We start from the raw sequence: 23,904 nt of genomic DNA on the forward strand, positions 1-23,904 counted from the left end.
TTATCACCTCTCAACGGACTCCATGATGAAGGCTTCAATAATGTCGCCCTCTTTAATATCATGATAACGCTCCAGAGATATACCACATTCATAACCTTGTGCGACTTCTTTTTGGTCATCTTTAAATCGTTTCAAGGAATCAATTTTGCCTTCATGAACGACAATACCGCTGCGGATCAAGCGAGTTTGTGCGTTACGAGCAATTTTACCAGAGATAACCATACAGCCGGCAATTGTTCCTGAACCCGTAATTTTGAACACGTTACGTACTTCCGCTTGACCAAGAACAACTTCTTTGAAGATTGGATCCAGCATGCCTTTCATCGCTTGCTCGATTTCTTCAATAACGTTGTAAATGATATTGTGCAGACGAATATCAACTTTCTCTTGTTCTGCTGTAGATTTCGCAGCAGGCTCCGGACGAACGTTGAAACCGATAATAATCGCATTAGACGCCGAAGCAAGAATAATATCAGACTCCGTAATCGCCCCTACACCGTTATGCAGGATTTTGACGCGAACGCCTTCCACTTCGATCTTCTCAAGCGAGCTTTTCAGCGCTTCAACAGATCCTTGAACGTCACCTTTGATAATGACATTCAAATCCTTGATTTCGCCATCTTTGATATGCTTGAAGAGATCATCCAATGTCACGCGTGAATTTGCCGTCATCTCGGATTGACGCAATGCGATGGAACGACGGTCCGCGATATCTCTCGCTTTACGCTCATCTTCATATACCAAGAATGGATCTCCAGCTTGAGGAACATCAGTTAGACCCGTGATTTCGACTGGCGTAGATGGACCTGCTTCTTTCAAGCGTTTGCCCTTATCATTCACCATCGCTCTGATACGGCCGAAGTGAACGCCAGCAACGAAGCTATCTCCCACTTTAAGCGTACCATGTTGAATCAGGACACGAGCCACTGGGCCTCTTCCTTTATCCAACTCAGCTTCAATAACTGTTCCTCTTGCACGTTTGTTCGGGTTAGCTTTGTACTCTTGTACTTCCGCTACGAGCAGGATCATCTCTAAGAGATTTTCAAGTCCGATACGTTGTTTCGCGGAAATCTCGCAGAAAATTGTATCGCCGCCCCACTCCTCCGGAACCAGTTCATAAGCTGTAAGAGCCTGTTTGATTTGGTCAGGATTAGCGCCTTCTTTATCAATTTTGTTCACAGCAACAATGATTGGAACGCCTGCCGCTTTAGCATGGCTAATCGCTTCTACGGTTTGTGGCATTACGCCGTCATCTGCAGCTACGACAATAATCGTAATATCCGTTACTTGTGCACCGCGGGCACGCATCGTTGTAAATGCTTCGTGACCAGGTGTATCCAAGAACGTGATTTTCTTATGGTTAACTTCAACTTGGTACGCACCGATGTGCTGCGTAATTCCGCCTGCTTCGCCTTCCGTAACGCTTGTTTTACGAATAGCATCAAGAAGTGTTGTTTTACCATGGTCAACGTGCCCCATAATGGTAACAACCGGTGGACGCTCAAGCAGATCTGCCTCATCATCCACTTCTTCAATCGTCTCGAAGTTGTCTTCTTCGACTTTAATTTTAATCTCAACTTCAACGCCGAATTCAGTTGCAATCAATTGAATAGCGTCCAAATCAAGTTCTTGGTTGATTGTCGCCATTGTTCCTAGGAACAACAGTTTTTTGATAACTTCAGAAGCATCTTTGTGGAGCAATTTGGCTGTTTCACCAACCGTCATGCTGCCGCGAACGATGATTTTCTTAGGTGTGTTATCAATTTTTTCTTTCTTAACCGTTTCTTGTTGATATCTGCCACGGTTGTTACCACGTTGGTTGCCACGGTTGTTGCCGGATGGCCCGCGGTTACCGCCAGAGCGATTATCATCAAAACGTTTAGGTGTTGGTTTGGATTTCTTAGTAGTAATTACGCCAGCCTTCGCTGCTGCATCATCCAATTCAGCTGCTGTTGCTCCAACATGGAACTGCGGCTTAGCTTCTTGAATAACAGGTCTTCCGCTTTGGTTATTGTTACGGTTGTCAAAAGGTTTGTTTTGACGATTCGGTCCTGTACTGCGGTTAGGACTTCCGCCTTGCGGACGGCCGCTGTTTGCGCTTTGTCCGCCACCGGCAGATGCGCCTGCACCTTGGTTCGGACGGGATCCCGCATAGTTGCTATTCGTGCGAGGAGCTCCGCCTTGGCCTTGCCCTTGGTAGGAACCTTGACCGCTCGGACGTTGGCTGTTATATCCGCCTGATGATCCACCACTTGGACGCCCATCGTTGGAACGGAATGGAGGTCTGTCACCAGAGCGTTGACCTTGACCCTGTCCTTGGCCTTGATAACCTTGGCCACTTGGACGTTGTCCGCCTTGCGACGATCCTTGATAGCCGGAACGTTGCCCGCCTTGTGATGAACCTTGGCCGCTTGGACGTTGTCCGCCTTGACCTTGGTAACCCGAACGTTGTCCACCTTGGCCTTGACCGCTTGGACGTCCGCCTTGCGAAGAACCTTGACCACTTGGACGGCCATCACGTTGGGGTTGGGAAGGGCGACTTGTCGCACCAGGTGTAGCTTGCGTTGTCGATGGCTGTGGTGTCACTGCACCACTAGTTGTTTGATTGGCTGATTGTTCTGAAGAAGCAACAGGCTTGGAAGCCCCCGTTGCTGCACCTTTATTCTCTTGTGCTGGAGCCTGCGATGCAGGATTCTGATTCGTCGTCGATGAACTCACATTTCCTCCGTCCGTAGCTGCTCGTTTGGCAGCCGCATTAGCTTTTATATCACGGAAAAATTTCTCCACGGAACTAACCGCGTCATTTTCCATTACACTCATATGATTGTTTACAGGTATATTTAAACGTTTGAGAATGGTGATGATTTCTTTACTGCTCATATTGAGCTGTTTGGCGTATTCGTATACGCGGGTTTTATCTTTATTATCTTGTTGTTTATTGGTCAATATGTTCCACCTCCGCAGGATTTTCTTGACTTTTCTGCAGCATCTGCGCGAAGCCTCCGTCCAATACACCTATGGTGACACGCATCTCTTTACCAATGCTGCGGCCCAATTCATACTTCGTTCCAATTTCCATAAGAGTCACCCCATAAAATTGGCATTTATCCTGAAATTTCTTCCGTGTATTAGCCGAAGCATCCTCCGCCATAATGACAAGTTTGGCTTCTCCCGAACGAATGGCTTTAAAGACGCCTTCATCGCCGGTAACAAGCTTTCCTGCCCGCATCGCTAGACCCAACTGGTTAAAAAATTTAGGATTCATCTTCGGAGTCCTCCTCTTTGGAGGAAAGGAATTCATCCTCAACCCGAATAAAATCTTGTTCCAGTTGGTCATAAATATCAGCGCTTACGGCATGCTTAAGTGCTCGATCCAAGGCTTTGCTTTTCTTTGCCAATTTAAAACAAGAAACTTTACCGCATAAGTAGGCACCGCGCCCGGATTTTTTCCCTTTGAGATCAATGAGAATGTCATCTTCAGGCGTTTTGACGACGCGGATCAATTCCCTCTTCGGCATCATCTCCTGGCAGGCCACGCATTTTCTCAGAGGGACTTTTCTCTGCTTCATTCCGATCACCCCTTGCTTCCAAACAAAAACTTAATCGATACTGACTGAATCTTGATGCATTTCTTCTGTATAAGTTTTCACTCGGCCAAATTCTTGTTCCGCTTGTGTTTCACTCTTAATGTCGATTTTCCAGCCTGTCAATTTAGCTGCCAGGCGAGCATTTTGCCCTTTGATACCAATGGCTAATGATAGTTGATAGTCTGGAACAATGACGCGTGCCATCTTTTCATTTTCATGAATTTGAACTTCAAGAACTTTGGAAGGACTTAGCGCATTGGCCACATACTCTTCCACGCTTTCCATCCAACGAACGATGTCGATTTTCTCGCCGCGCAGTTCAGTAACAATCGTTTGAACACGTAACCCTTTGGGTCCAACACAGGAACCTACCGGATCTACTTCAGCATTGCGTGAGTGAACAGCGATTTTGGAACGGAATCCTGCTTCGCGGGCCACGGAACGAATTTCGACGACACCGTCAAAAATTTCAGGAACTTCGAGTTCAAACAGACGTTTAAGCAAACCGGGATGTGTACGGGACAAAATAATTTGCGGCCCCTTAGTCGTATTCTCCACTTTGGTGATATACGCTTTAATCCGATCGCCTTGCTTAAATTTGTCCGTTGGCATAAGTTCTGTTAGAGGCAGCACAGCCTCCACTTTACCTAGATCAACATAAATGTTGCGTTGGTCTTGACGCTGAAGAATACCCGTAACAATATCTTCCTCTTTGTCAATAAAAGCATTGTAAATTAGTCCTCGCTCAGCTTCACGAATACGCTGTGTTACGACCTGTTTTGCTGTTTGAGCAGCAATTCTACCAAAATCGCGAGGCGTAACTTCAATTTCAACAATATCTTCCAGTTGATAATTTGGATTAATTTCACGCGAAGCGTGGAGCGAAATTTCCAATCTTGGATCGAGTACTTCCTCAGTTACGGTTTTGCGTGCAAATACCTTAATGAGACCCGTATGACGATTGATATCTACGCGCACATTTTGCGCGGTGTTGAAATTACGCTTATAACTTGAAATCATCGCTGCTTCAATTGCATCGATAAGTAACTCTTTAGAGATACCCTTCTCACGTTCAATTTCCGACAGCGCTTCGATGAAATCCGTGTTCATTTGAACTGAGTCCCCCCTTTCAATAAGTAACGGTCACTAAAAAACGATAGCCAAACGAGCGCTTGCTACCTTCGTGAACGGAATAGTAACTTTCTTTTTGCCAATTTCAATGATGAGATCTTGTTCGTCAAAGGATACCAGCAATCCTTCAAACTCCTTGGAGCCCTCGATCTGCTCGTAGGTCGTAACAAATACGTGACTGTTCACGGCCTTGTAATAATCTTGTGTCTTCTTCAATGGACGTTCAGCCCCTGGTGAAGAAACCTCCAAGAAATAAGCATCAGCAATCGGATCTTTCTCATCCAATTGAACACTAAGGTATTCACTGATACGGCCGCAATCATCTATATCAATTCCGCCTTCTTTGTCAGCGTAGACACGAAGGAACCAATTGCTGCCCTCTTTGACATATTCAATATCCACGAGTTCAAATCCATTTTGTTCAATGAAATCCTTCAGCATGTCCTCTATGACGGATTTGATGTGTGCTTGTGTAACCACAGATAAATGTACCTCCTAAATTGACTTTCCCCTAGTCATAACCCGAAAAGTCCTATATCAAAATGTAAAGAGTGGGTTTCCCCACTCTTTAATCACAAGATGATATCCTCATTATTGCCAATAAAAATTATACCATAACCAATCTTTGCATTACAATAGCAAACTTGTTAATGATTTTCACTTGACAGCTAACTTCTCTATTACACTATGCAATGAAATTTAGAATAGTGACAACTGATTCGATTCCGGCATACCTCGGAAACATCCCATTGAGGATAGTAACTCAATCACGGTTTTGGAAGCTTTCGAACGATTCTGGAAATCCTCAATGGAGAGGAAATCGCCTTCGTCCTTGGCAGCCGCAATATTTTTGGCTGCGTTCTCGCCGATACCTGACATAGCGGCAAATGGAGGAATCAATGTGTTGCCATCAATCGTAAATCGCGTTGCATGCGAACGGTAGATATCAATTGGCTTGAAGCTGAAACCACGAGACGTCATCTCTAGCGACATCTCCAGGATGGAGACCATGGCCTTTTCTTTTGGTAGCGCCTGGAAACCTTTTTCTTCAATTTCAATCAATCGTTTCAAGATAGCGTCATACCCTTGGCAAAGCAATTCGAGATCGAAATCGGCCGCACGAACACTAAAGTAAGTAGCGTAGTACGCAATTGGATGATATACCTTGAAGAATGCTGTACGAACAGCGGAAATAACGTAAGCAGCAGCATGCGCTTTTGGAAACATATATTCAATCCGTTCACAGGACTCAATATACCAAGCAGGCACATTACACCGCTTCATCTCTTCTTTCCACTCGTCCGTTAAACCTTTACCTTTACGCACACTCTCGGTAATTTTAAAGGCTAAGCCCGCATCCATTCCTGCTTTATAGATTAAGAATAACATGATATCATCCCGACATCCAATTACGGTCTTAATATTGCATATTCCTTTTTTAATCAGCTCTTGAGCGTTGCCTAACCAAACACCTGTTCCGTGCGAGAGTCCGGAAATTTGCAGTAAGTCGGCAAATGAGCTCGGTTGCGTTTCCTGGAGCATCTGGCGCACAAATTTCGTTCCCATTTCCGGAACGCCATATGTAGCAACCGGTGAACGAATCTGATCCGGAGTTACGTTAAGCGCTTCTGTGGAGTTAAAAATACTCATCGCTTTAGGATCATTCATCGGAATGGTCGTCGGATCAATCCCCGTCAAATCCTGCAGCATCCTCATCATCGTCGGGTCGTCGTGTCCCAGAATATCTAGTTTGAGCAAATTAGCGTCGAAGGCGTGGTAGTCAAAATGAGTTGTTTTCCATTCTGAATTCTTATCATCTGCCGGGTATTGGACTGGCGTAATGTCATCAACTTCCATGTAATCAGGGACTACAACAATTCCCCCTGGATGCTGCCCTGTGCTGCGCTTAACCCCAGTACAACCGGCAGCCAACCTATTCAGCTCAGCGCCCCGCCACTTCTGGCCCTGCTCTTCTTCATATTTTTTCACAAATCCGAAGGCTGTCTTCTCCGCAACTGTACCAATGGTGCCCGCACGGAAAACACATCGCTCACCGAAAATTTCTTTCGTGTAATTATGGGCAACCGGCTGATATTCGCCAGAGAAGTTCAAATCGATATCGGGGACTTTATCCCCTTTAAAGCCTAAGAATGTTTCAAAAGGAATGTCGTGTCCGTCTCCTCTAAGGTTCCCACCACAATCGGGGCATATCTTGTTAGGGAGATCGAACCCACTCGGAACGCTACCGTCCAGGAACCACTCACTGTGCTGACAAGAAGCGCAAATATAATGCGGAGGCAGCGGATTTACCTCAGAAATCCCAAGCATCATGGCAACTACGGAAGATCCGACAGATCCCCTTGAACCTACGAGGTAGCCGTCTTTATTCGACTTTTTAACCAACCGTTCGGAGATCAAATAGTTCGCAGAGAAACCGAATTTAATGATTGGAACAAGCTCTTTTTCCAACCGGGCAACGATCACCTCTGGAAGCTCATCGCCATAAATACTTTTCGCCGTAGAGTAACAGGTGTCTCGAATTTCATCGTCCGCACCTTCAATAATTGGTGTAAACAATTTATCCGGGAAGAGCTCAATCGCTTCAAACCGATCTGCCAGTTCATTCGTGCTGCGAACAACAACCTCAAAGGCTTTCTCTTCGCCCAAAAACTTAAACTCTTCCAGCATCTCTTTGGTGGTGCGGAAGTGAGCATCCGGCTTCTTCATCGATTTCAGCGGACTAAACCCAGTAATCCCGTTAATCGTAATGTCCCGGCATACTTTCTCCCGAGGATGCAGGTAATGCACATTGCCTGTCGCAATGACCGGCTTGCCTGTTTTATAACCAATTTCACAGACGCGGCGTACTGCATTCTCAAGGTCCTCAACACTGCCGACAAGCCCTTTTTCAACTAAATGCATATTGTAACTGACCGGCTGGATTTCCAAAATATCATAGAACTCTGAAACTTGTTCAGCTTCTTCAATTGTTTTATTAAGAACAGCCTCAAAAAACTCGCCTTTTTCACAACCGGAAGTGATAAGAAGCCCTTCTCTAAATTGGACCAACACGCTCTTTGGAATCGTAGCGCCTCTTTGTAAATACGTTGTATGAGATAAAGAGATAAGTTTAAATAAGTTCTTTTTGCCAATCGCGTTAAGCGCATAGATGCAGCAATGGAAAGGTCGCTGATTCGACAAATCTTTACCGACGTAATCATTTAGCTTAGCGAGACTCGTTATTTGTCGATCATTAGCTTCATTAATTAAGTGATAGAGCACAAATCCTAAGGCAATGGAGTCATCAATCGCACGGTGATGATTATCTAAGCCCACCTTAAATTTATCGGATAAGGTATTCAATCGGTGATTCTTCATGGATGGAAACAAAAATCTCGCCAGTTCCAGTGTGTCTACTACAGTGTTGGTAACCTCCGGCAAATCCATCCGTTGCAAATTGGCTTGAAGGAAACCCATATCAAAGCGCGCGTTATGAGCTACAAGCACGGAATCGCCGATAAAATCTATAAATTTCGGAAGCTCCACCTCAATATCAGGAGCTCCTACCACCATGTCGTCTGTAATATTCGTTAATTGCTGAATGTTATAAGGGATTTTCTCATGTGGGTTAATGAACGTTGCAAAACGGTCGATTTCCTTGCCATCCTGCATTTTAACTCCGGCAAGCTCGATGATACGGTTATTCGTAACGGATAAACCGGTGGTCTCGACGTCGAAAATGACATATGTCGCTTGCTTCATGTCCAAATCCCTGCCATTCATGACGATTGGCACAGAGTCATTGACTACGTTAGCTTCAACGCCGTAAATCACTTTAATTCCGTGTTTTTTAGCCGCTTTCCCCGCATCAGGGAAACATTGAATATTGCTGTGGTCCGTAACGGCAATGGCTTTGTGACCCCATTTAGCCGCCATTTTCACATATTGATCAATAGGCGTTAAAGCATCCATCGTACTCATCGTCGTATGCAAGTGGAACTCAACACGCTTCTCAGCGGCATCATCCATGCGATCTTTCGGAGCCATCACTTCAGTCAAATCGTTTGGAATCATTACGAGCTCAGGGATTTGCATGAATCGGTCATATTCAACTTTGCCTCTGGCTCTGATCCATGTTCCGTTCTGAAGCAAACTCATAATCTTCACGTCATCTTTGGTTTTCGCGAAAACTTTCATCGCCATTGAATCTGTAAAATCCGTTACGTTAAAACTATACAACGTGTTACCGTTTCTTAATTCCTTAACCTCTAAGCCGAATACCGTTCCTTGAACCGTAATTTTTTTCTCTTCTTCTTTAATATCCTTCAGGGGAGTCGGTACTTCCTTGATCTCATACCCCATTACAAGCTTCAAATCATCCGGTAAAGAAGACTCTTCTTCTTCTTCCATGTCAATCGACATCATGATTTCTTGTGTAATCGTCTTTTCGCTTTGCTCACGCTGCTTGGCAAACTTTTCATATTCCGTTTCGACAGCGGCTGAATCGCTGATCGCATATTTAACCGTCAATTCCGTTTGGAAATAGTTATGGAAAAAGTCTCGGATGAAGGTATCTATATTCTTTTTCTTCGCAAGCTCCAGACCAATCGCATCCAGCATAATGAGGGATAGGGCTTGCCCTTGCACTTCAAATTTAGCTTTAGCCATCCAGCCATTAATGGACGGCACTTCGCGCTGCAGCCATTCCATAAATAAGCTCCAGTATTCATCTACCAAAGCAGCCGGCTCCGCCCCTTCAAACTTCCAAATAAAACGAATCTTCGCGATTTGCGCGAATTTTTCTTGAATCATTTTACAAAAAGAGCGGTAAATGTTCTGAGGCACTAAGTCATTTTTCACCAAATAAAAAGTCCAGTCGCGGTTCTTCCGACTAATCTCTACTTGATCAATATAGCCTTCTGTAAAAAATGATCGCACGATATCGGCAGGAATCTCAGCTTGCTGCATCAAAAGCTCAAAGCGATTCCGTTTATCCGCCAAATTACTCATGAACAGCCTCCCCATAAAAATACGAAGGGCAATGGATGACTTGCCTCCATTTGCCCTTATTGTAGTAATTAGTAACTGCGGCCAAATACGACCGTATGTTTCGCAGCATCGCCGCAAACCAAACATGTTGACTTCGTTTCTGTAGGTGTGAAAGGAATATTGCGGCTTGTCGCACCTGTTTCTTGCTTGACCTGTTCCTCGCATGCATTGGAACCGCACCATCCAGCTAAAGCAAAACCACGTTTTGTTTCCAGGAAAGTTTTGAATTCATCGATAGAATCCACGGCAATGTAGTGCTCGTCACGGAACTGCTTGGCTTTATCATACATCTGCTGATGAATCTCAGCAAGTAAATTTTGAACTTCTTCGACAAAATTCGCTTGTTGCACGGTTTTCTTCTCTCCACTTACTCGGGAGACAAGAACAACCTGCCCGTTCTCCATATCACGTGGTCCTAATTCAACACGAATCGGTACGCCGCGCATTTCATATTCATTGAATTTCCAGCCAGGGCTTTGATCAGCGCGATCGTCCACTTTCACGCGGACACCTGCTTTTTTAAGATCAGCGTACAACTCGTCTACCCGTGCAATGACTTGATCCCGCGTTTTTGGAGGACCAATTGGAATCATGATAACTTGCGTTGGAGCGACTTTTGGCGGAAGAACCAAACCTCTGTCATCTCCATGAACCATGATCAGCGCCCCGATTAAACGTGTACTTACGCCCCATGATGTGGTGTGCGCAAATTGATGCTGATTCTCGCGATCCAGGAATTTGATATCAAAAGCAACAGCGAAATTCGTACCCAGGTAGTGAGAGGTACCCGCTTGTACAGCTTTTCCGTCTTTCATCATCGCTTCAATCGAGAAAGTATCAATTGCCCCAGCGAATTTCTCAGAAGGTGTTTTTTGGCCAACAATGACCGGAATAGCCAAGAAATCTTCCGCAAATTGACGATACACGTCTAACATTTGCATCGTTTCACGACGTGCATCCTGCTCATCCTCATGTGCCGTGTGTCCTTCTTGCCATAGGAATTCAGTTGTACGTAAGAATGGCAACGTACGTTTCTCCCATCGAACCACATTCGCCCATTGATTAATCAGCAAAGGCAGATCGCGATAGGAATTGATCCATTCGGAGTACATATGTCCAATCATCGTTTCCGAAGTAGGGCGGATCGCCAAGCGTTCTTCCAGCTTCTCCCCGCCTGCTTCTGTAACCCATGGCAGTTCCGGATTAAAGCCCTCTACGTGCTCTTTTTCCTTTTGGAAAAAGCTCTCTGGGATAAATAAAGGGAAATAGGCGTTCCGGTGACCTGTTTCTTTGAATTTGCTGTCCAACTCGCGTTGAATGTTTTCCCAGATTTCGTAGCCGTCAGGCTTAAACACGATACATCCGCGTACCGGAGAATAGCTCATCAGATCCGCTTTTTTGATCACATCTATGTACCAACGGGAGAAATCTTCTCCCTGTGGTGTAATCTCTTTAACAAACTGCTTATCGTTTGACATAAACCCTCCTAGATCATTAGAACTATCCCTTAATTAAACGTAAAATATCATTATATGTTACAGCTACCATAAGCAGCATAAGCAGCGCAAACCCAACAAAGTGAACCATACTCTCACGATTCGGATCAATTGGCTTGCCGCGAAGCGCCTCTAGTCCCATGAACAATAATCTGCTTCCATCCAAAGCAGGGATCGGCAGAAGATTAAATATCCCAAGATATAAACTTAATGTAGCCATCCACGAGAGAAAAACAGTGATTCCCATTTGCGCAAATTGGGCAGAAACTTGAGCTGTTCTAACCGGACCGCCTAAATCATCAAGTTTAAATTGCAGCATCACTAGCTTCTGCAGACCCGTAACGATTCCGATTGTTGTCCCAACAACTTGCTCATAGGTTCCAGTTATGACTTCACTAAATGAAGCACTTCTCCGGTCTCCTGAGATCACAACACCCAGTTTGCCTGATCCGGCTTCCGTTTCTGGTGTTACTTGCAGAGTCAGCGGATTCCCTGAACGGTCAATGACCCATGTCATTGGCTTTCCAGCTGATGATTGAATCGTCGTTACCAACTTCTCACGGTCGCTGCCAATCGGCTGATTATCAATCGAAATGATAATATCGCCTTTTTGCAATCCGGCCTTCTCTCCTGCCTTACCCGCAAGCACGGAATCCAGCTTTACATTCGTAAAGACACCGGACATGATGGCAACGATTAAGAATAACACGATCGCCAAAAGAAAGTTCATCACAGGTCCCATTACAATCGCAATCGCTCGCTTACCAACGGTTTTCGATCCGAATTGCCGATCATACGGTGCAATCTGTGTTTCAACTCCCTTGGTAACCATCATCGCTTCTCGGTCGACGGGATAGGTTACTCTTTCTCCATCCACATCGAGTGAAACTTGAAGTGTTCTTTCAAGATCAATATGTTCCACAACACCCAAAATGACATTGGAGCGACGGTCTAATTGATCGAGAAAAAGGGAGGACACTTCATTTTGTTTATTTAATTTAATAGCAATGGTTTGTCCAGGGTTCACTTGAACAATTTCCGGATCTTCTCCGGCCATACGAACAAAACCGCCGATGGGCAGTAAGCGAAGCGTATACCGAGTTTCCCCTTTTTTATATGAGAAAATCTTGGGTCCAAAACCGATGGCAAACTCTCTAACTAAGATGCCTGCGCGTTTTGCAAAGTAAAAATGACCCCATTCATGAATCGATACAAGAATGAAAAACATCAAAATAACTTTCAATCCAACTTCTATGGCTGACAAGTCGTATTTCCTCCTTCATGGACAGCATGTTCTTAGATTACCATTATTGAACCGCTGAATACAAGCTATGCCTGTTTAGCACAGTATACGGCAATGGAGAATGAATTAGACGTACCTGCAACCAGAGAAAAAAAGAGCCGAGCCACACTCACTGACTTAAGCTCTTAATACATTAAAATTGAATAGACTCCGCATACGATCTAGCCCACAGGTCCTGTTCATGTATGAGCTCAAGCGCAGGATTGGCATATGACTCATGCTTCTGAAGAGCTGCTTCAATGACTTGCTCGATTTGTAAAAATGTAATTTCCCCTTTGAGGAAACGAGCTACGGCAATCTCATTGGCAGCATTGAAAACCGTCGGTGTCGTTCCACCTTGTCTTCCGCTCTCATATGCCATTCGCAAACACGGATACCTGGTATAATCCATTTCGCGGAAGTGCAGTTTGCCAATTGCAGCCAGATCAAGCTTCTTGGTCGGTGTCACGAATCTGTCAGGATACGTTAAGGCATATTGAATTGGCACGCGCATGTCCGGATTGCCTAGCTGAGCAATAATGCTGTTGTCAACAAACTCAACATAGGAGTGAATGACACTTTCCGGATGAATCAACACATCAATTTGATCATAGGAAAGGTCGAATAACCAGTGCGCCTCAATGACCTCAAAACCTTTATTCACCATCGTGGCTGAATCGATTGTAATCTTTGCTCCCATCGACCAATTCGGATGCTGTAGAGCTTGTTCAACTGTAACGCCTTCTAACTCTGCGCGAGTACGATCACGGAAAGAACCACCGGATGCTGTTATCGTAATTTTGGAAACCTGCGCAATGTTCTCGCCATTTAAACATTGATAAATCGCTGAATGCTCACTATCAATAGGCAATACAGCAACACCTTTTTTACGTACAGCTTCGGTTACAATGTGCCCTGCACTCACTAAAGTTTCCTTGTTGGCAAGACCGATGTGTTTACCAGCATCAATGGCAGCAAGGGTGGGTTTTAAACCTTGACTTCCTACCAGTGCAGTAACAACTAAATCAGCTTCTGTAGCTGCGGCTACTTCAATTAGGCCATCTTCACCATATACAACCTTCGTCCCTGCCGGCACGTTCAGCTGAACCTCATGCGCCAACTCCTTCGTTGCAACGGAGACGAGTTTCGGTTTAAACTGGTTCACTTGCTCGATCAATAACTTTGTATTATATCCACCAGATATAGCTTCAACTTGAAATTTCTCTGGGGCGTGTTGAATGATGTCTAAGGTCTGTGTACCGATAGACCCCGTTGATCCTAAAATGGCAATCCGTTTCATGACTAAGCACCTCGCCCATGACAATTACATAGGTATTATTCCGATCAAATAAACAAATGGAAACACAATCAGCCAACTATCCATCCGATCCAGCACACCGCCGTGACCGGGGAGTAATGTTCCCGTATCTTTGATTCCTTTAACACGCTTATAGGCAGACTGAATCAAGTCTCCTACTTGTCCAACAACAGCAATAATTAAACCAAGAGCCAGCGCTTTGCCAAAACCGAGCAAATCCGGAGCAAACCAAGCGAATATGAACGCCGCGATCATCGAGATGACAACGCCGCCTATAGCGCCTTCAATTGATTTCTTAGGGCTAATTTGCGGCCAGAGAAGGTTTTTGCCCAGTATGGAGCCAACGAAATAGGCGCCTGAATCGGAGGCCCATATACAAACGAAAACAAGGATTGTCCAAAACAAGCCATGCTCCGCTAAACGTGCTGCAATCATATAATAGAAGCCAAAAGCAATATAAACAACGCCTAACAAAATGACCGAAACCTGATCGATGGTAATTTTATTTTTCGAAGCTACCGTTATAAATAGAAGTACAAACATAGCAAACCAGATGATCGCACTTGTAGAAATTGGAGAAGTGATTCCAACGAATTTCCAAGGTATTGTTATGTACAACAGTGCAATTAATCCAACAGCGCTTGTTAACTTATACTTCATATAGCCATTCATCTGCAAATATTCCCGGTAGCCAAGAATCGAGAGCAATACGATTAATCCGGCGTACCAGTAACCACCTAAAACTAATAAAGTAATAAAAACGAGCCCAGCAATAACGCCTGTGACGATCCTTTGTTTCAAGTTGAATCCTCCTAGATGAACAACTTCAAATCCGGCAGCAATTCGTTAAACAACCGTCACCGTTTAGGAGAAATCGAAAGGATCTCTTACAGTCCTCCGTATCTTCTCCCACGGCGTTGGTATTCCGCGATGGCCTGCAAAAATAAAGATTCTGTAAACTCCGGCCAATAAGCCTCAGTAAACCAAAGCTCTGAATAAGCCAATTGCCACAACAGAAAATTGCTAAGTCTCAACTCACCGCTCGTGCGAATTAACAAATCGGGATCTGGTAGATCTGAAGTAAGCATATACGATGAAAAACGAGTCTCGTCCAGCTCTTCGGTCTGCAGCTTGCCGCTTTGAACATCACGAATCATATCCTGCACACCAGCAATCATTTCTTTACGTCCACCATAGTTTAAGGCAAAGTTCAAAATGAGTCCTGTATTATTTTTCGTCCGTTCGATAGCGCCCTCTATCGCGTTTAGCGTATAGTCAGGCAAACCATCCTTCCAACCTGTCATGCGGATACGGACATTATTCTCGATCAGCTCTTCAATCTCCAAAGGAAAAAACTCTTGGGGAAGCTTCATTAGAAATTCCACTTCTTCCTTGGGTCTCTTCCAATTTTCTGTTGAAAAAGCGTACATCGTCAATACTTTAACACCGATCTCATTAGCTGCCATCGTAATTTTCTTAACATTCTTCATGCCGGAATGGTGCCCGGCTACACGCGGCAAGCCTCTTTGTTTTGCCCAGCGGCCATTTCCGTCCATAATGATAGCGACATGCGCTGGCACTTTGTCCAATTCAATTTCTGGTCTAGCTGTAGATGCTTGCTGATCTTTCATTCCAAACCATTGCTTAAATCGCTTGAGCACTGTTGTTCCTCCCAACTAGGGAAAGATGAAAAACCCCCAGCGACTACCCGGGGGCATATCTATCTTATACTTCCATGATTTCTTTTTCTTTAGCAGCCAAAACTTTTTCAACTTCGGCTACGAATTTATCCGTAAACTTCTGGATGTCTTCCTGATGTTTACGCGACTCATCTTCAGAGATTCCTGCTTTTTCAAGCTTTTTGATCTCATCATTTGCATCGCGGCGAATATTGCGAATCGCCACTTTGGCTTCTTCGCCGAATTTTTTCGTCATTTTAACGAGATCCGTACGACGCTCTTCTGTGAGTGCCGGAATCACAATGCGAATTACGATACCATCATTGGATGGTGTTAAACCCAAATCAGACTTCATAATTGCTTTCTCTATGGAGGAGATGGAGCTTTTGTCCCATGGTTGAATAAGCAAAGTACGTGAATCAGGTGTTGTTAAATTCGCAAGTTGATTCACCGGTGTCATTGCTCCGTAATATTCCACTTGAATACGATCCAATAAAGAAGGCGTAGCACGACCAGCACGTAGAGAAGTCAAGTCTCTTTTAAGTGCGCCGATGGCTTTTTCCATCCGGTCTTCTGCGTTCTTTTTCACTGCTTGTGGCATCGATTAGACACTCCCTTTAACTGTAGTCCCAATTTTCTCGCCAAGGACCACTCGTTTAATATTCCCTTTTTCTGTAATGTTGAACACCACCAACGGGATGTTGTTATCCATACATAGGGAAGAAGCGGTGGAGTCCATGACACCTAAATTATTACTGATAACTTCCATATACGTCAACGTTTCGAATTTCTTAGCTGTTGGATCTTTGAATGGATCTGCGGAGTAAACGCCATCCACTTTATTTTTGGCCATAAGAATGACTTCCGCTTCAATTTCAGCTGCTCTCAAAGCTGCTGTCGTATCTGTTGAGAAGTATGGATTCCCTGTACCTGCTGCGAAAATGACAACTCTCGCCTTTTCCAAGTGACGAATAGCTTTTCTACGAATATAAGGTTCAGCCACTTGCTGCATCGTAATGGAGGACTGAACTCTTGTTGGCACATCAATATTTTCCAAAGCATCCTGTAGTGCCAAAGAATTCATGACGGTCGCAAGCATCCCCATATAGTCCGCTGTTGCACGATCCATGCCTTTTTCACTGCCGGCGATTCCACGCCATATGTTACCGCCACCAACTACGATAGCGACTTCCACGTTCAATTCAACAACGTCTTTCACTTGCTGGGCGATGGAGGTAATGACTTCTGAATCAATGCCGTACCCTTGCTGTCCTGCCAGAGCTTCGCCGCTCAATTTGAGCACTATTCTTTTATAAAAAGGTTGACCCAACTTGTATAACCTCCGTTTCCATGCATAAACAAACTTATTGGCTAAAAAAGAAGGAACACCAAGTGTTCCATCTTTTTGAAAGAGCTATTATAGTTTAACTTGGGACATAACTTCTTCAGCGAAGTTTTCTTGTTTTTTCTCAAGGCCTTCACCAAGACCAAAACGTACGAAACGACGAATCGAGATGTTTTCGCCGATTGCAGCGATTTTCTCGTTCAACAATTGATCGATTGTTTTGTCTGGATCTTTAACGAATTGTTGCTCCATTAAGCAGAACTCTTCGTAGTATTTGCCAATGCGGCCTTCAACCATTTTTTCAATGATTTTTTCTGGTTTGCCTTCATTAAGCGCTTGGTTGCGAAGAATTTCTTTTTCTTTCTCCAAAGCTTCTGTTGGCACTTCTTCACGACGAACATAAGAAGGGTTAGCCGCTGCGATGTGCATTGCGATATCTTTGCAGAAAGTTCTGAATTGCTCTGTTTTACCTACGAAGTCAGTTTCACAGTTGATCTCAACCAGAACACCAACTTTACCTCCAGCGTGAATGTAAGACTCTACTGCGCCTTCAGTAGCGATACGACCTGCTTTGTTAGCTGCCGCGGAAAGACCTTTCTCGCGAAGCAACTCACCAGCTTTTGTGATATCACCATTTGCTTCTTCAAGCGCTTTTTTGCAATCCAACATACCTGCGCCTGTTTTTTCACGTAATTCTTTCACTTGTGCTGCTGTAACTGCCATTGAAAGAAACCTCCCGATATTGGTTAGTATGTAACACTCGTAACTCTTTAAAAAAAGGGTGGTGACAGGCTGTTACACCTTCCAACCACCCTTTTCCCATTGCTATAAATTAAGCTGTTGTTTGTTCGCCTTGGTGTGCTTCGATAACTGCGTCAGCAATTTTCGCTGTAAGCAATTTAACTGCACGAATCGCATCATCGTTACCTGGGATCACGTAGTCGATCTCGTCCGGATCACAGTTTGTATCAACGATACCAACGATTGGGATACCCAATTTACGAGCTTCTGCAACAGCAATACGCTCTTTACGTGGATCGATAATGAATAGTGCGCTAGGCAGGGATTTCATGTTTTTGATTCCGCCCAAGAATTTTTCAAGACGCTCTTTCTCTTTACGGAGAATGATAACTTCTTTCTTAGGTAGAACTTCGAATGTACCGTCCTCTTCCCATCTTTCAAGAGTTTTCAAACGGTCAATACGTTTTTGAATTGTTTGGAAGTTAGTAAGCGTACCACCCAACCAACGTTGGTTGATGAAGTACATTCCGCAACGTTCTGCTTCTTCAGCAACGGAATCTTGAGCTTGTTTTTTAGTTCCTACGAAAAGGATTGTACCATTATCTTCAGATACGGATTTAACGAAGTTGTAAGCTTCCTCAACTTTTTTAACCGTTTTTTGTAGATCGATAATGTAAATTCCGTTTCTTTCTGTGAAAATGTACTTGTCCATTTTCGGGTTCCAACGACGTGTTTGGTGACCGAAATGTACGCCAGCTTCTAAAAGCTGTTTCATGGAGATAACTGCCATCCCCAATCCCTCCTCTAAAATGGTTTATTTGGTATCCGCCGCCTGTCGCATCTTTGTATAAAACTTACCAATGTAAGCACCAATATACAAATTGACTGACGTGAGTTTTTAACACCGTGAATAAATATACCACAACTCAAATCCCTATGCAACCTTTTGTCGATTTCGTATTTTCCCGTGACAATAGGCATGTTTCAATAAAAAAAGACCTCAAAATAAAGATCAATTTGAGCGTCTACTGCTGGGATGTTATGAGATTCGACACAACCTGCTGCATATCCAATTGCCCTTCAAACACATGGAAGCCGACTTGCAATTTGGTGTTTCCGCCTTGCTTTTGGAGTTCAGTGGCAAATGCTTTGCGGTCCGTAATCAGACCGGATTTCACAAGAAGCTCGCTAACAGCGGTTGCATCAAGATTTGGCTGTACATAAACAACCGTTCTAACAACGGTCTCCGTTTTAGGCTGATCTTGAGGCTTAGCTGCAGCTAGCTTGTCCGTTTCTTCTTTCACCTTTTTTTGAACTGAAGCATCCACTTCCGCTTGCGTATACATTTTAGTGCCTAAATCAAAAACTTGATAGTATTTAGCGGCTTCCTCTTTCAATTTCTGAGGATCCATTTCGTCAAGAGCTAAGCCCGATTTACCCGGTGCGCTTGCCCGAACGGACATCACTTGCAGCAATAAGGCCCCGACGATGATCCCAGTCCCAATTCCTAAAAGATACGAACGATTTTTAAGCACGGGTCATCTCCTCCTGTCGGGAAAGCTGTAAAATCAAACTAACCTCACCTTTATTCATCCCTAATTTCTTAGCGATAGCTTCAACACCTTTTCCTTGATCGTGTAGAGAAAATAGCTCTGCATATCGGCTTTTCATGCTCAAGCCTGCGTAAACCGGCTCTGCCTCTTCATAAACGGATTCTTCAACCAGAGTTAGGGGTTCTCCCGCGGCTCCCTGTTGCCCGAGCTCTAAATCAATCGTAGAAATTGCAGCTGAGTTTCCTTGATCTTTGAAATGCACTTTGGTCAATTCTTGAGAAAGCTCATGCTTTTGCTTTTCCAGGGTTTCAAGCCTGCCTGCCAGTTTCGCGAGTTCAACCTCGTAATCTTGTTTGGTCTTCGAAAAAAGATCCAGCAGCGATTGATTTTGCTCATCCATCTCTGCGGCAAAGTGTTCTATCGTTTCCTCAATCTCTTGAACGACTGTCATCTTGCCGGAAGCTGCCATTTGTTCCTTAGGCAGAAAACGTGCATAAACGATCACGACCAATCCTAGAAGTACGACATACATCCACGGCTGCATAGCCACTTATGTTCACCTTTTTCTTTAAATGAGATAACGCCTTATAAGGATAAATCAATATGATGCCCTTTGTACGGATGATTCGGTTGATGTTCATGTTCTATAGATTCTGATGACGACGAAGGCTTTTTGCTCCTGGGCTTCCTTTCAGCCATCTGCTGCTTCTGCCCGCCTTGACCATTGATATCCGTCCTGGCGCTTTCTTCAAGCTTACTGCTGCGTTGACGATCTTTTTCAGTCGATTGTGCCGCCTGATTTTCTAAGATCGTTTCATCTTGCCGCGGTTTCTGCATCAGTTGATTCTGACGAATTCCCGCCTCATCGTTCTTGTGTACAGCGAACTGTAAATCGATGGCTTTAAAACTCATCGCTTACCCACTCCTTCACTCACACATAAGCACTCATTGAAATATCTCCCTCATGCAAACGGAACGTCATTCGATTCGTCGAATCTTTGATGAATTTCGTATAACGCCCAATCACAATCTTAGTGCCCCCGTAAACAGTGGACAAAACTTCAACTTTCGCTTGTTCGGAATCTTCCAATGATTTTTCGATCTCAAGAATACGTTCCTTGATCGTATTTTGCTCTTCGATACCTTGTCTTTTGGTATGATTCAATTTAACACGCATCGCTAGTTTATCCGGAGTGAGTTGACCGGCAGCAGCCAATGAATCCAGCAAAGAAAGGGCTTTTTCTGTTTTGTCCATATTCTCCATAAAAACTCTCAGCTGACTTCGCAAATGAATCATTTCATTACGGAGTTCCGGCAAAACCCCTACTTCAATGACCGTTGTGGTTGACATCGAGTTTCCGATTGTACGTGCTGTCACACGTTCTCCAGCTTGTATGGTGCCTCCAACAATGAGTCCCTTAGCTCCATTACAATTAACTGCTTTACCAGCTCGAATGGTTGAATGCATAATACTCTGAGAAACTTTTAATTCCCCTAATACTTCAACGGTGGCATCTTGAATAAAAGAGCTCTTTACATTTTTCCCAGCTTTAACAAAAGCTTTGTTTTGACCTACAATACCGGCATTTATCTCGATAGAACCATCCGCTTCAAGCTCTGCAGCTTCTACGCCCCCAGTTATACGAATATCGCCGGCAGCACGGATTTTAAAACCTGGCAACACATTGCCGCGGACAACAACGGTGCCGATAAAATCAATATTTCCAATATGATAGTCTACATCACCATTCACTTCATACACAGGAAAAACATTTATCTTATCTCGATCTGTTTTTACAACCATCCCGTCAATCAAGGCATATAGCCCCTTTTGTTCGGCGTCTGCAATCACATTCTTACCAATTTTAAAACGAGCTTCTTTCCCGGCTTTACTAAAAAGCGTCTCACCGGTCACTGCACGTCCCGGGGTACCTTCGGTAGCTAAAAAACGCTGTCCGATCAGCTGGCCTTTTTTCACATTATGTAAGGATACTACTTCTTTATAGTTTACCCTGCCGTCATCCAGCTCTTGAGGTTTTTTGTCATTCTCATCCAAATCAAACGTATAAGAAATATAGCCGTTAGCACCTGGCTCTGCCTTCGTCCCAACAGCGATAACTACTTTTTGTTGATAAAAAGATTTAGAGTTTGCAGCTATTTGAGCTAGTAGTTGTCGATTCAAACCATGTATAATACGGTTTTTCTGAGCTAATTCTTCTAATTCTGCTGCTGTTACTTTAAAAGTATCATCCATATTATTTATAAGTAAAAATGCTGACAATTTATCATCCGAGATGGAAATACTGATGTAATAATCTAAAGGCATGTTCCTCTCAAGCATGGAATTCCACCCTTCAACTTTAGCAAGTTTATGTTATGTATCCTGGAATAGCTGATTCTTAAACCGGCTAAGTACGCCCTTTAAACGAAGAATCGCTTTCGAATGTAGTTGCGAAATGCGTGAAGGAGATAAACTCATAACTTCGGCGATTTCACTTAAAGAGAGTTCCTCGAAATAAAATAACGAAACCACAGTACGTTCCTTCTCTGTCAAACGTTCAATAGCTTTGGCAAGCGAGTCTTTCAAATAAAACTCATTCACTTGAAACTCCGGATTTTTCGCTTTTTCATCGACAAGCAATGAGAGCCGCGTTTCCGAATCTTCTTCTCGAATTGGATCATCGATCGAACACACTGTCGTAATAGAGATATCTTGAAGCATCTGTTGGAAATCCTGCTCACTGACCTGCAAGTATGCGCTAATCTCGGCATCTGTTACAGAACGAAGATACTGTTGTTCAAGCTTTTGATAAGCATCTTCAACCTTTTTGGCCTTTTCTCGAACTGAGCGCGGGACCCAATCTCCTTGCCTAAGGCCATCAATAATGGAGCCACGGATTCGCCAAGATGCGTAAGTTTCAAATTGTAGACCGCGTGCATAATCAAATTTCTCTACGGCATCAATAAGACCCATCACGCCATAGCTGGACAGGTCTTCTTTCGAGACGCTTTTAGGTAGTCCTATGGCGAGACGTCCTGAAACATAATCGACTAAAGGCAAGTAACTCTCAATCAATGCCTGCTTAGCGGGAACCCAGCCTTCCTCTTTCCACTGCTTCCATAAGTCGAAATTCGCTAGTTGTGATTGCTTTTGTTCGATCATGATTTACGTTTCACCATCCTTAGTCTTCTGACATTCGCCTTAAGGCACCAGCCAGTTGTTCAGGGTTCAGATTATTCTTGGTGACTAACTTAGGTGGATTCAGTGGTGAAAATTGCATGTCAGCTGATGACGGCGCATGATTATTGCCCAAGCTAGCTTTTAACAGTTCTCGCGTTTCTTCATCTTCGTCTGGAGTCGTCAGATCCAACGTTTGACCGACGGATGTATCTGATGTCAAATTCGTATGTTGTGGGTGGGCAGCCGCGTGTTCAGCCCCAATCATCAGCCCTAGCACCCAGCGAAAACCAAAAGTAAGAATAAATAATATTAGAAAACTGTATACAGTTTTCAGACAGGAAGTTAGCAATAAATTATTGCCAATCGATAAGCCAAAAGTTAATAAACCTGCCAACCCTGCCACAATAAAATTTAGTCGAATGGTACCCATCATCATTAAATTTCTTTCACTCCTAATTGGACACTTCGAATGACTAGAATACCGGTTTCACTATTAAACTCTATCGTTCGGCCGTAATTCGCTCCCGTATCCTCCGCACGAATTGGTATTCTGTATTTATTCAACATTTCTTTACAGGATTCAACATTTCTCGGGCCAATTCTCATCGTATCATTATTTCCTGCGAATGCAAACATTTGGGCACCGCCGGCAAGCTTAGCCTCAAGCTTACTAACACTAGCTCCGAGCTGCTCCATTCGGGAGATTAACTCAGGAATGGCGGTGTCCGCATATTTCGCAATGTTTAACGAACCTTCGCGGGCGATTTCTGAGGATGGCAACATGACATGTGCCATTCCCGCTACTTTCGCGCGGCTATCATAAAGCGTAACCCCTACGCATGAGCCTAGACCTGTTGTTTTCAACACACCTGTCAGGTGAGCAACATTCAAGTCAGCCATGCCTACTTTAATCAAATTATCTTGGGTCATGAAGAATCTACTCCTAATGCCGAAAATATTTTGCCAAACGATTCCGGATCAGGAATTAGGAAGAAATGCCCTTGTACTTCACTTTCCCCTTCCAAAAATTTGGTGTCAATGAGAAGAGCCTGATCTCCCATTTGACCAAATTGCAATAAACCATAACTTAATATGGCACCTGCCATATCAATCGCTAATGCTGGGACTGTAGGCTGCATGTTCAAGTTAGTAAAATCAGCAAGAGAAGAAAGATAGGATCCGGCAAGGATATTGCCTATTTCGTTTAAAGCAGATAACTCCAGCTCCGAATATTCTTCTTGATCCTCAATTTTCAAGCCAATCAGATCCCGCAGTATATTCTTGGCGGCATCCAAATTAAGGATAAAGAACATATTCCCTGGAGCGTCTCCTTCTACTCGTAAGAAAATGGCCAGAACAACCGTCTCAGCCCCGCCAACACTTTCACAAATTTCTTCAAAAGGAAGCATCCTGACTTTGGGTACAAGCATATCGATCGGTTTGTCCAATAGTGTAGATAGGGCGGTAGCCGCATGCCCCGCACCTATATTGCCAACTTCCTTGAGAACATCCATTTGAAAATCTGCCAACTGACTAAAAACG

General features: G+C 44.0%; 23 protein-coding genes. All 23 read right to left on the reverse strand.

The features are described from left to right. Positions 1–3: 3 nt before the first annotated feature. Positions 4–2,880 (reverse strand): translation initiation factor IF-2, encoded by a 2,877-nt coding sequence (gene infB / locus ACKTT9_RS22605; RefSeq protein ID WP_407873094.1) that lies wholly within the window; start codon positions 2,878–2,880, stop codon positions 4–6. Between the two features lie 55 nt (positions 2,881–2,935). Beyond that, positions 2,936–3,265, reverse strand: a complete 330-nt coding sequence (locus ACKTT9_RS22610; RefSeq protein WP_157321181.1) for a ribosomal L7Ae/L30e/S12e/Gadd45 family protein — start codon at positions 3,263–3,265, stop codon at positions 2,936–2,938. After that, positions 3,255–3,569 (reverse strand): RNase P modulator RnpM, encoded by a 315-nt coding sequence (gene rnpM / locus ACKTT9_RS22615; protein ID WP_127451004.1) that lies wholly within the window; start codon positions 3,567–3,569, stop codon positions 3,255–3,257. Before rnpM ends, ACKTT9_RS22610 begins: the two co-directional genes overlap by 11 nt. Before the next feature lie 30 nt (positions 3,570–3,599). Next, on the reverse strand, positions 3,600–4,697 hold the full coding sequence (nusA, locus tag ACKTT9_RS22620; RefSeq protein WP_157321183.1) for a transcription termination factor NusA: 1,098 nt from the start codon (positions 4,695–4,697) through the stop codon (positions 3,600–3,602). A gap of 36 nt (positions 4,698–4,733) precedes the next feature. Further along, on the reverse strand, positions 4,734–5,198 hold the full coding sequence (rimP, locus tag ACKTT9_RS22625) for a ribosome maturation factor RimP (RefSeq protein WP_309491758.1): 465 nt from the start codon (positions 5,196–5,198) through the stop codon (positions 4,734–4,736). 219 nt (positions 5,199–5,417) lie between these two features. After that, the gene (locus ACKTT9_RS22630) at positions 5,418–9,728 is read right to left on the reverse strand and encodes a PolC-type DNA polymerase III (RefSeq protein WP_407867729.1); all 4,311 of its coding nucleotides are present in this window, start codon (positions 9,726–9,728) and stop codon (positions 5,418–5,420) included. Between the two features lie 68 nt (positions 9,729–9,796). Then, the gene (gene proS, locus ACKTT9_RS22635; RefSeq protein WP_407867730.1) at positions 9,797–11,245 is read right to left on the reverse strand and encodes a proline--tRNA ligase; all 1,449 of its coding nucleotides are present in this window, start codon (positions 11,243–11,245) and stop codon (positions 9,797–9,799) included. A gap of 22 nt (positions 11,246–11,267) precedes the next feature. Then, positions 11,268–12,527, reverse strand: coding sequence for an RIP metalloprotease RseP (rseP, locus tag ACKTT9_RS22640; protein WP_407867731.1), 1,260 nt, complete (start codon positions 12,525–12,527; stop codon positions 11,268–11,270). 172 nt (positions 12,528–12,699) lie between these two features. Next, positions 12,700–13,845 carry a 1-deoxy-D-xylulose-5-phosphate reductoisomerase gene (locus ACKTT9_RS22645; protein ID WP_407867732.1) on the reverse strand — a complete coding sequence of 382 codons (1,146 nt, stop codon included), beginning with the start codon at positions 13,843–13,845 and terminating at the stop codon, positions 12,700–12,702. Between the two features lie 24 nt (positions 13,846–13,869). Beyond that, positions 13,870–14,664: a phosphatidate cytidylyltransferase gene (locus ACKTT9_RS22650; RefSeq protein WP_407867733.1), complete on the reverse strand. Its 795-nt coding sequence runs from the start codon at positions 14,662–14,664 to the stop codon at positions 13,870–13,872. A gap of 86 nt (positions 14,665–14,750) precedes the next feature. Then, on the reverse strand, positions 14,751–15,494 hold the full coding sequence (locus tag ACKTT9_RS22655) for an isoprenyl transferase (RefSeq protein WP_157322242.1): 744 nt from the start codon (positions 15,492–15,494) through the stop codon (positions 14,751–14,753). Between the two features lie 94 nt (positions 15,495–15,588). Then, the gene (gene frr, locus ACKTT9_RS22660) at positions 15,589–16,143 is read right to left on the reverse strand and encodes a ribosome recycling factor (protein ID WP_407867734.1); all 555 of its coding nucleotides are present in this window, start codon (positions 16,141–16,143) and stop codon (positions 15,589–15,591) included. Between the two features lie 3 nt (positions 16,144–16,146). Beyond that, the gene (gene pyrH / locus ACKTT9_RS22665; RefSeq protein WP_127451020.1) at positions 16,147–16,872 is read right to left on the reverse strand and encodes a UMP kinase; all 726 of its coding nucleotides are present in this window, start codon (positions 16,870–16,872) and stop codon (positions 16,147–16,149) included. 87 nt (positions 16,873–16,959) lie between these two features. Further along, complete coding sequence (gene tsf / locus ACKTT9_RS22670; protein ID WP_157321198.1) at positions 16,960–17,610, reverse strand: translation elongation factor Ts; 651 nt, start codon at positions 17,608–17,610, stop codon at positions 16,960–16,962. Between the two features lie 109 nt (positions 17,611–17,719). After that, entirely contained in the window at positions 17,720–18,418 is a 699-nt protein-coding gene (gene rpsB, locus ACKTT9_RS22675; protein WP_127451023.1) for a 30S ribosomal protein S2, read from the reverse strand. A 235-nt stretch (positions 18,419–18,653) separates the two neighbouring features. Then, positions 18,654–19,163 (reverse strand): hypothetical protein, encoded by a 510-nt coding sequence (locus ACKTT9_RS22680; protein WP_407867735.1) that lies wholly within the window; start codon positions 19,161–19,163, stop codon positions 18,654–18,656. Then, positions 19,156–19,725, reverse strand: coding sequence for a hypothetical protein (locus ACKTT9_RS22685; RefSeq protein WP_407873095.1), 570 nt, complete (start codon positions 19,723–19,725; stop codon positions 19,156–19,158). Before ACKTT9_RS22685 ends, ACKTT9_RS22680 begins: the two co-directional genes overlap by 8 nt. Before the next feature lie 41 nt (positions 19,726–19,766). After that, positions 19,767–20,093 carry a hypothetical protein gene (locus ACKTT9_RS22690; RefSeq protein ID WP_407867736.1) on the reverse strand — a complete coding sequence of 109 codons (327 nt, stop codon included), beginning with the start codon at positions 20,091–20,093 and terminating at the stop codon, positions 19,767–19,769. 19 nt (positions 20,094–20,112) lie between these two features. After that, positions 20,113–21,522, reverse strand: a complete 1,410-nt coding sequence (locus ACKTT9_RS22695; protein WP_407867737.1) for a DUF342 domain-containing protein — start codon at positions 21,520–21,522, stop codon at positions 20,113–20,115. 33 nt (positions 21,523–21,555) lie between these two features. Next, positions 21,556–22,344, reverse strand: a complete 789-nt coding sequence (locus tag ACKTT9_RS22700) for a FliA/WhiG family RNA polymerase sigma factor (protein WP_157321209.1) — start codon at positions 22,342–22,344, stop codon at positions 21,556–21,558. Between the two features lie 19 nt (positions 22,345–22,363). Then, positions 22,364–22,798, reverse strand: a complete 435-nt coding sequence (locus ACKTT9_RS22705) for a hypothetical protein (protein ID WP_407867738.1) — start codon at positions 22,796–22,798, stop codon at positions 22,364–22,366. Next, on the reverse strand, positions 22,798–23,292 hold the full coding sequence (locus ACKTT9_RS22710) for a chemotaxis protein CheD (RefSeq protein ID WP_407867739.1): 495 nt from the start codon (positions 23,290–23,292) through the stop codon (positions 22,798–22,800). Before ACKTT9_RS22710 ends, ACKTT9_RS22705 begins: the two co-directional genes overlap by 1 nt. After that, on the reverse strand, positions 23,289–23,876 hold the full coding sequence (locus tag ACKTT9_RS22715; RefSeq protein WP_157322246.1) for a chemotaxis protein CheC: 588 nt from the start codon (positions 23,874–23,876) through the stop codon (positions 23,289–23,291). Before ACKTT9_RS22715 ends, ACKTT9_RS22710 begins: the two co-directional genes overlap by 4 nt. Between the last annotated feature and the right edge of the window lie 28 nt (positions 23,877–23,904).

Origin of the sequence: Paenibacillus sp. P36 (genome assembly GCF_045866505.1) — a bacterium.
GTDB lineage: Bacteria > Bacillota > Bacilli > Paenibacillales > NBRC-103111 > Paenibacillus_E > Paenibacillus_E chondroitinus.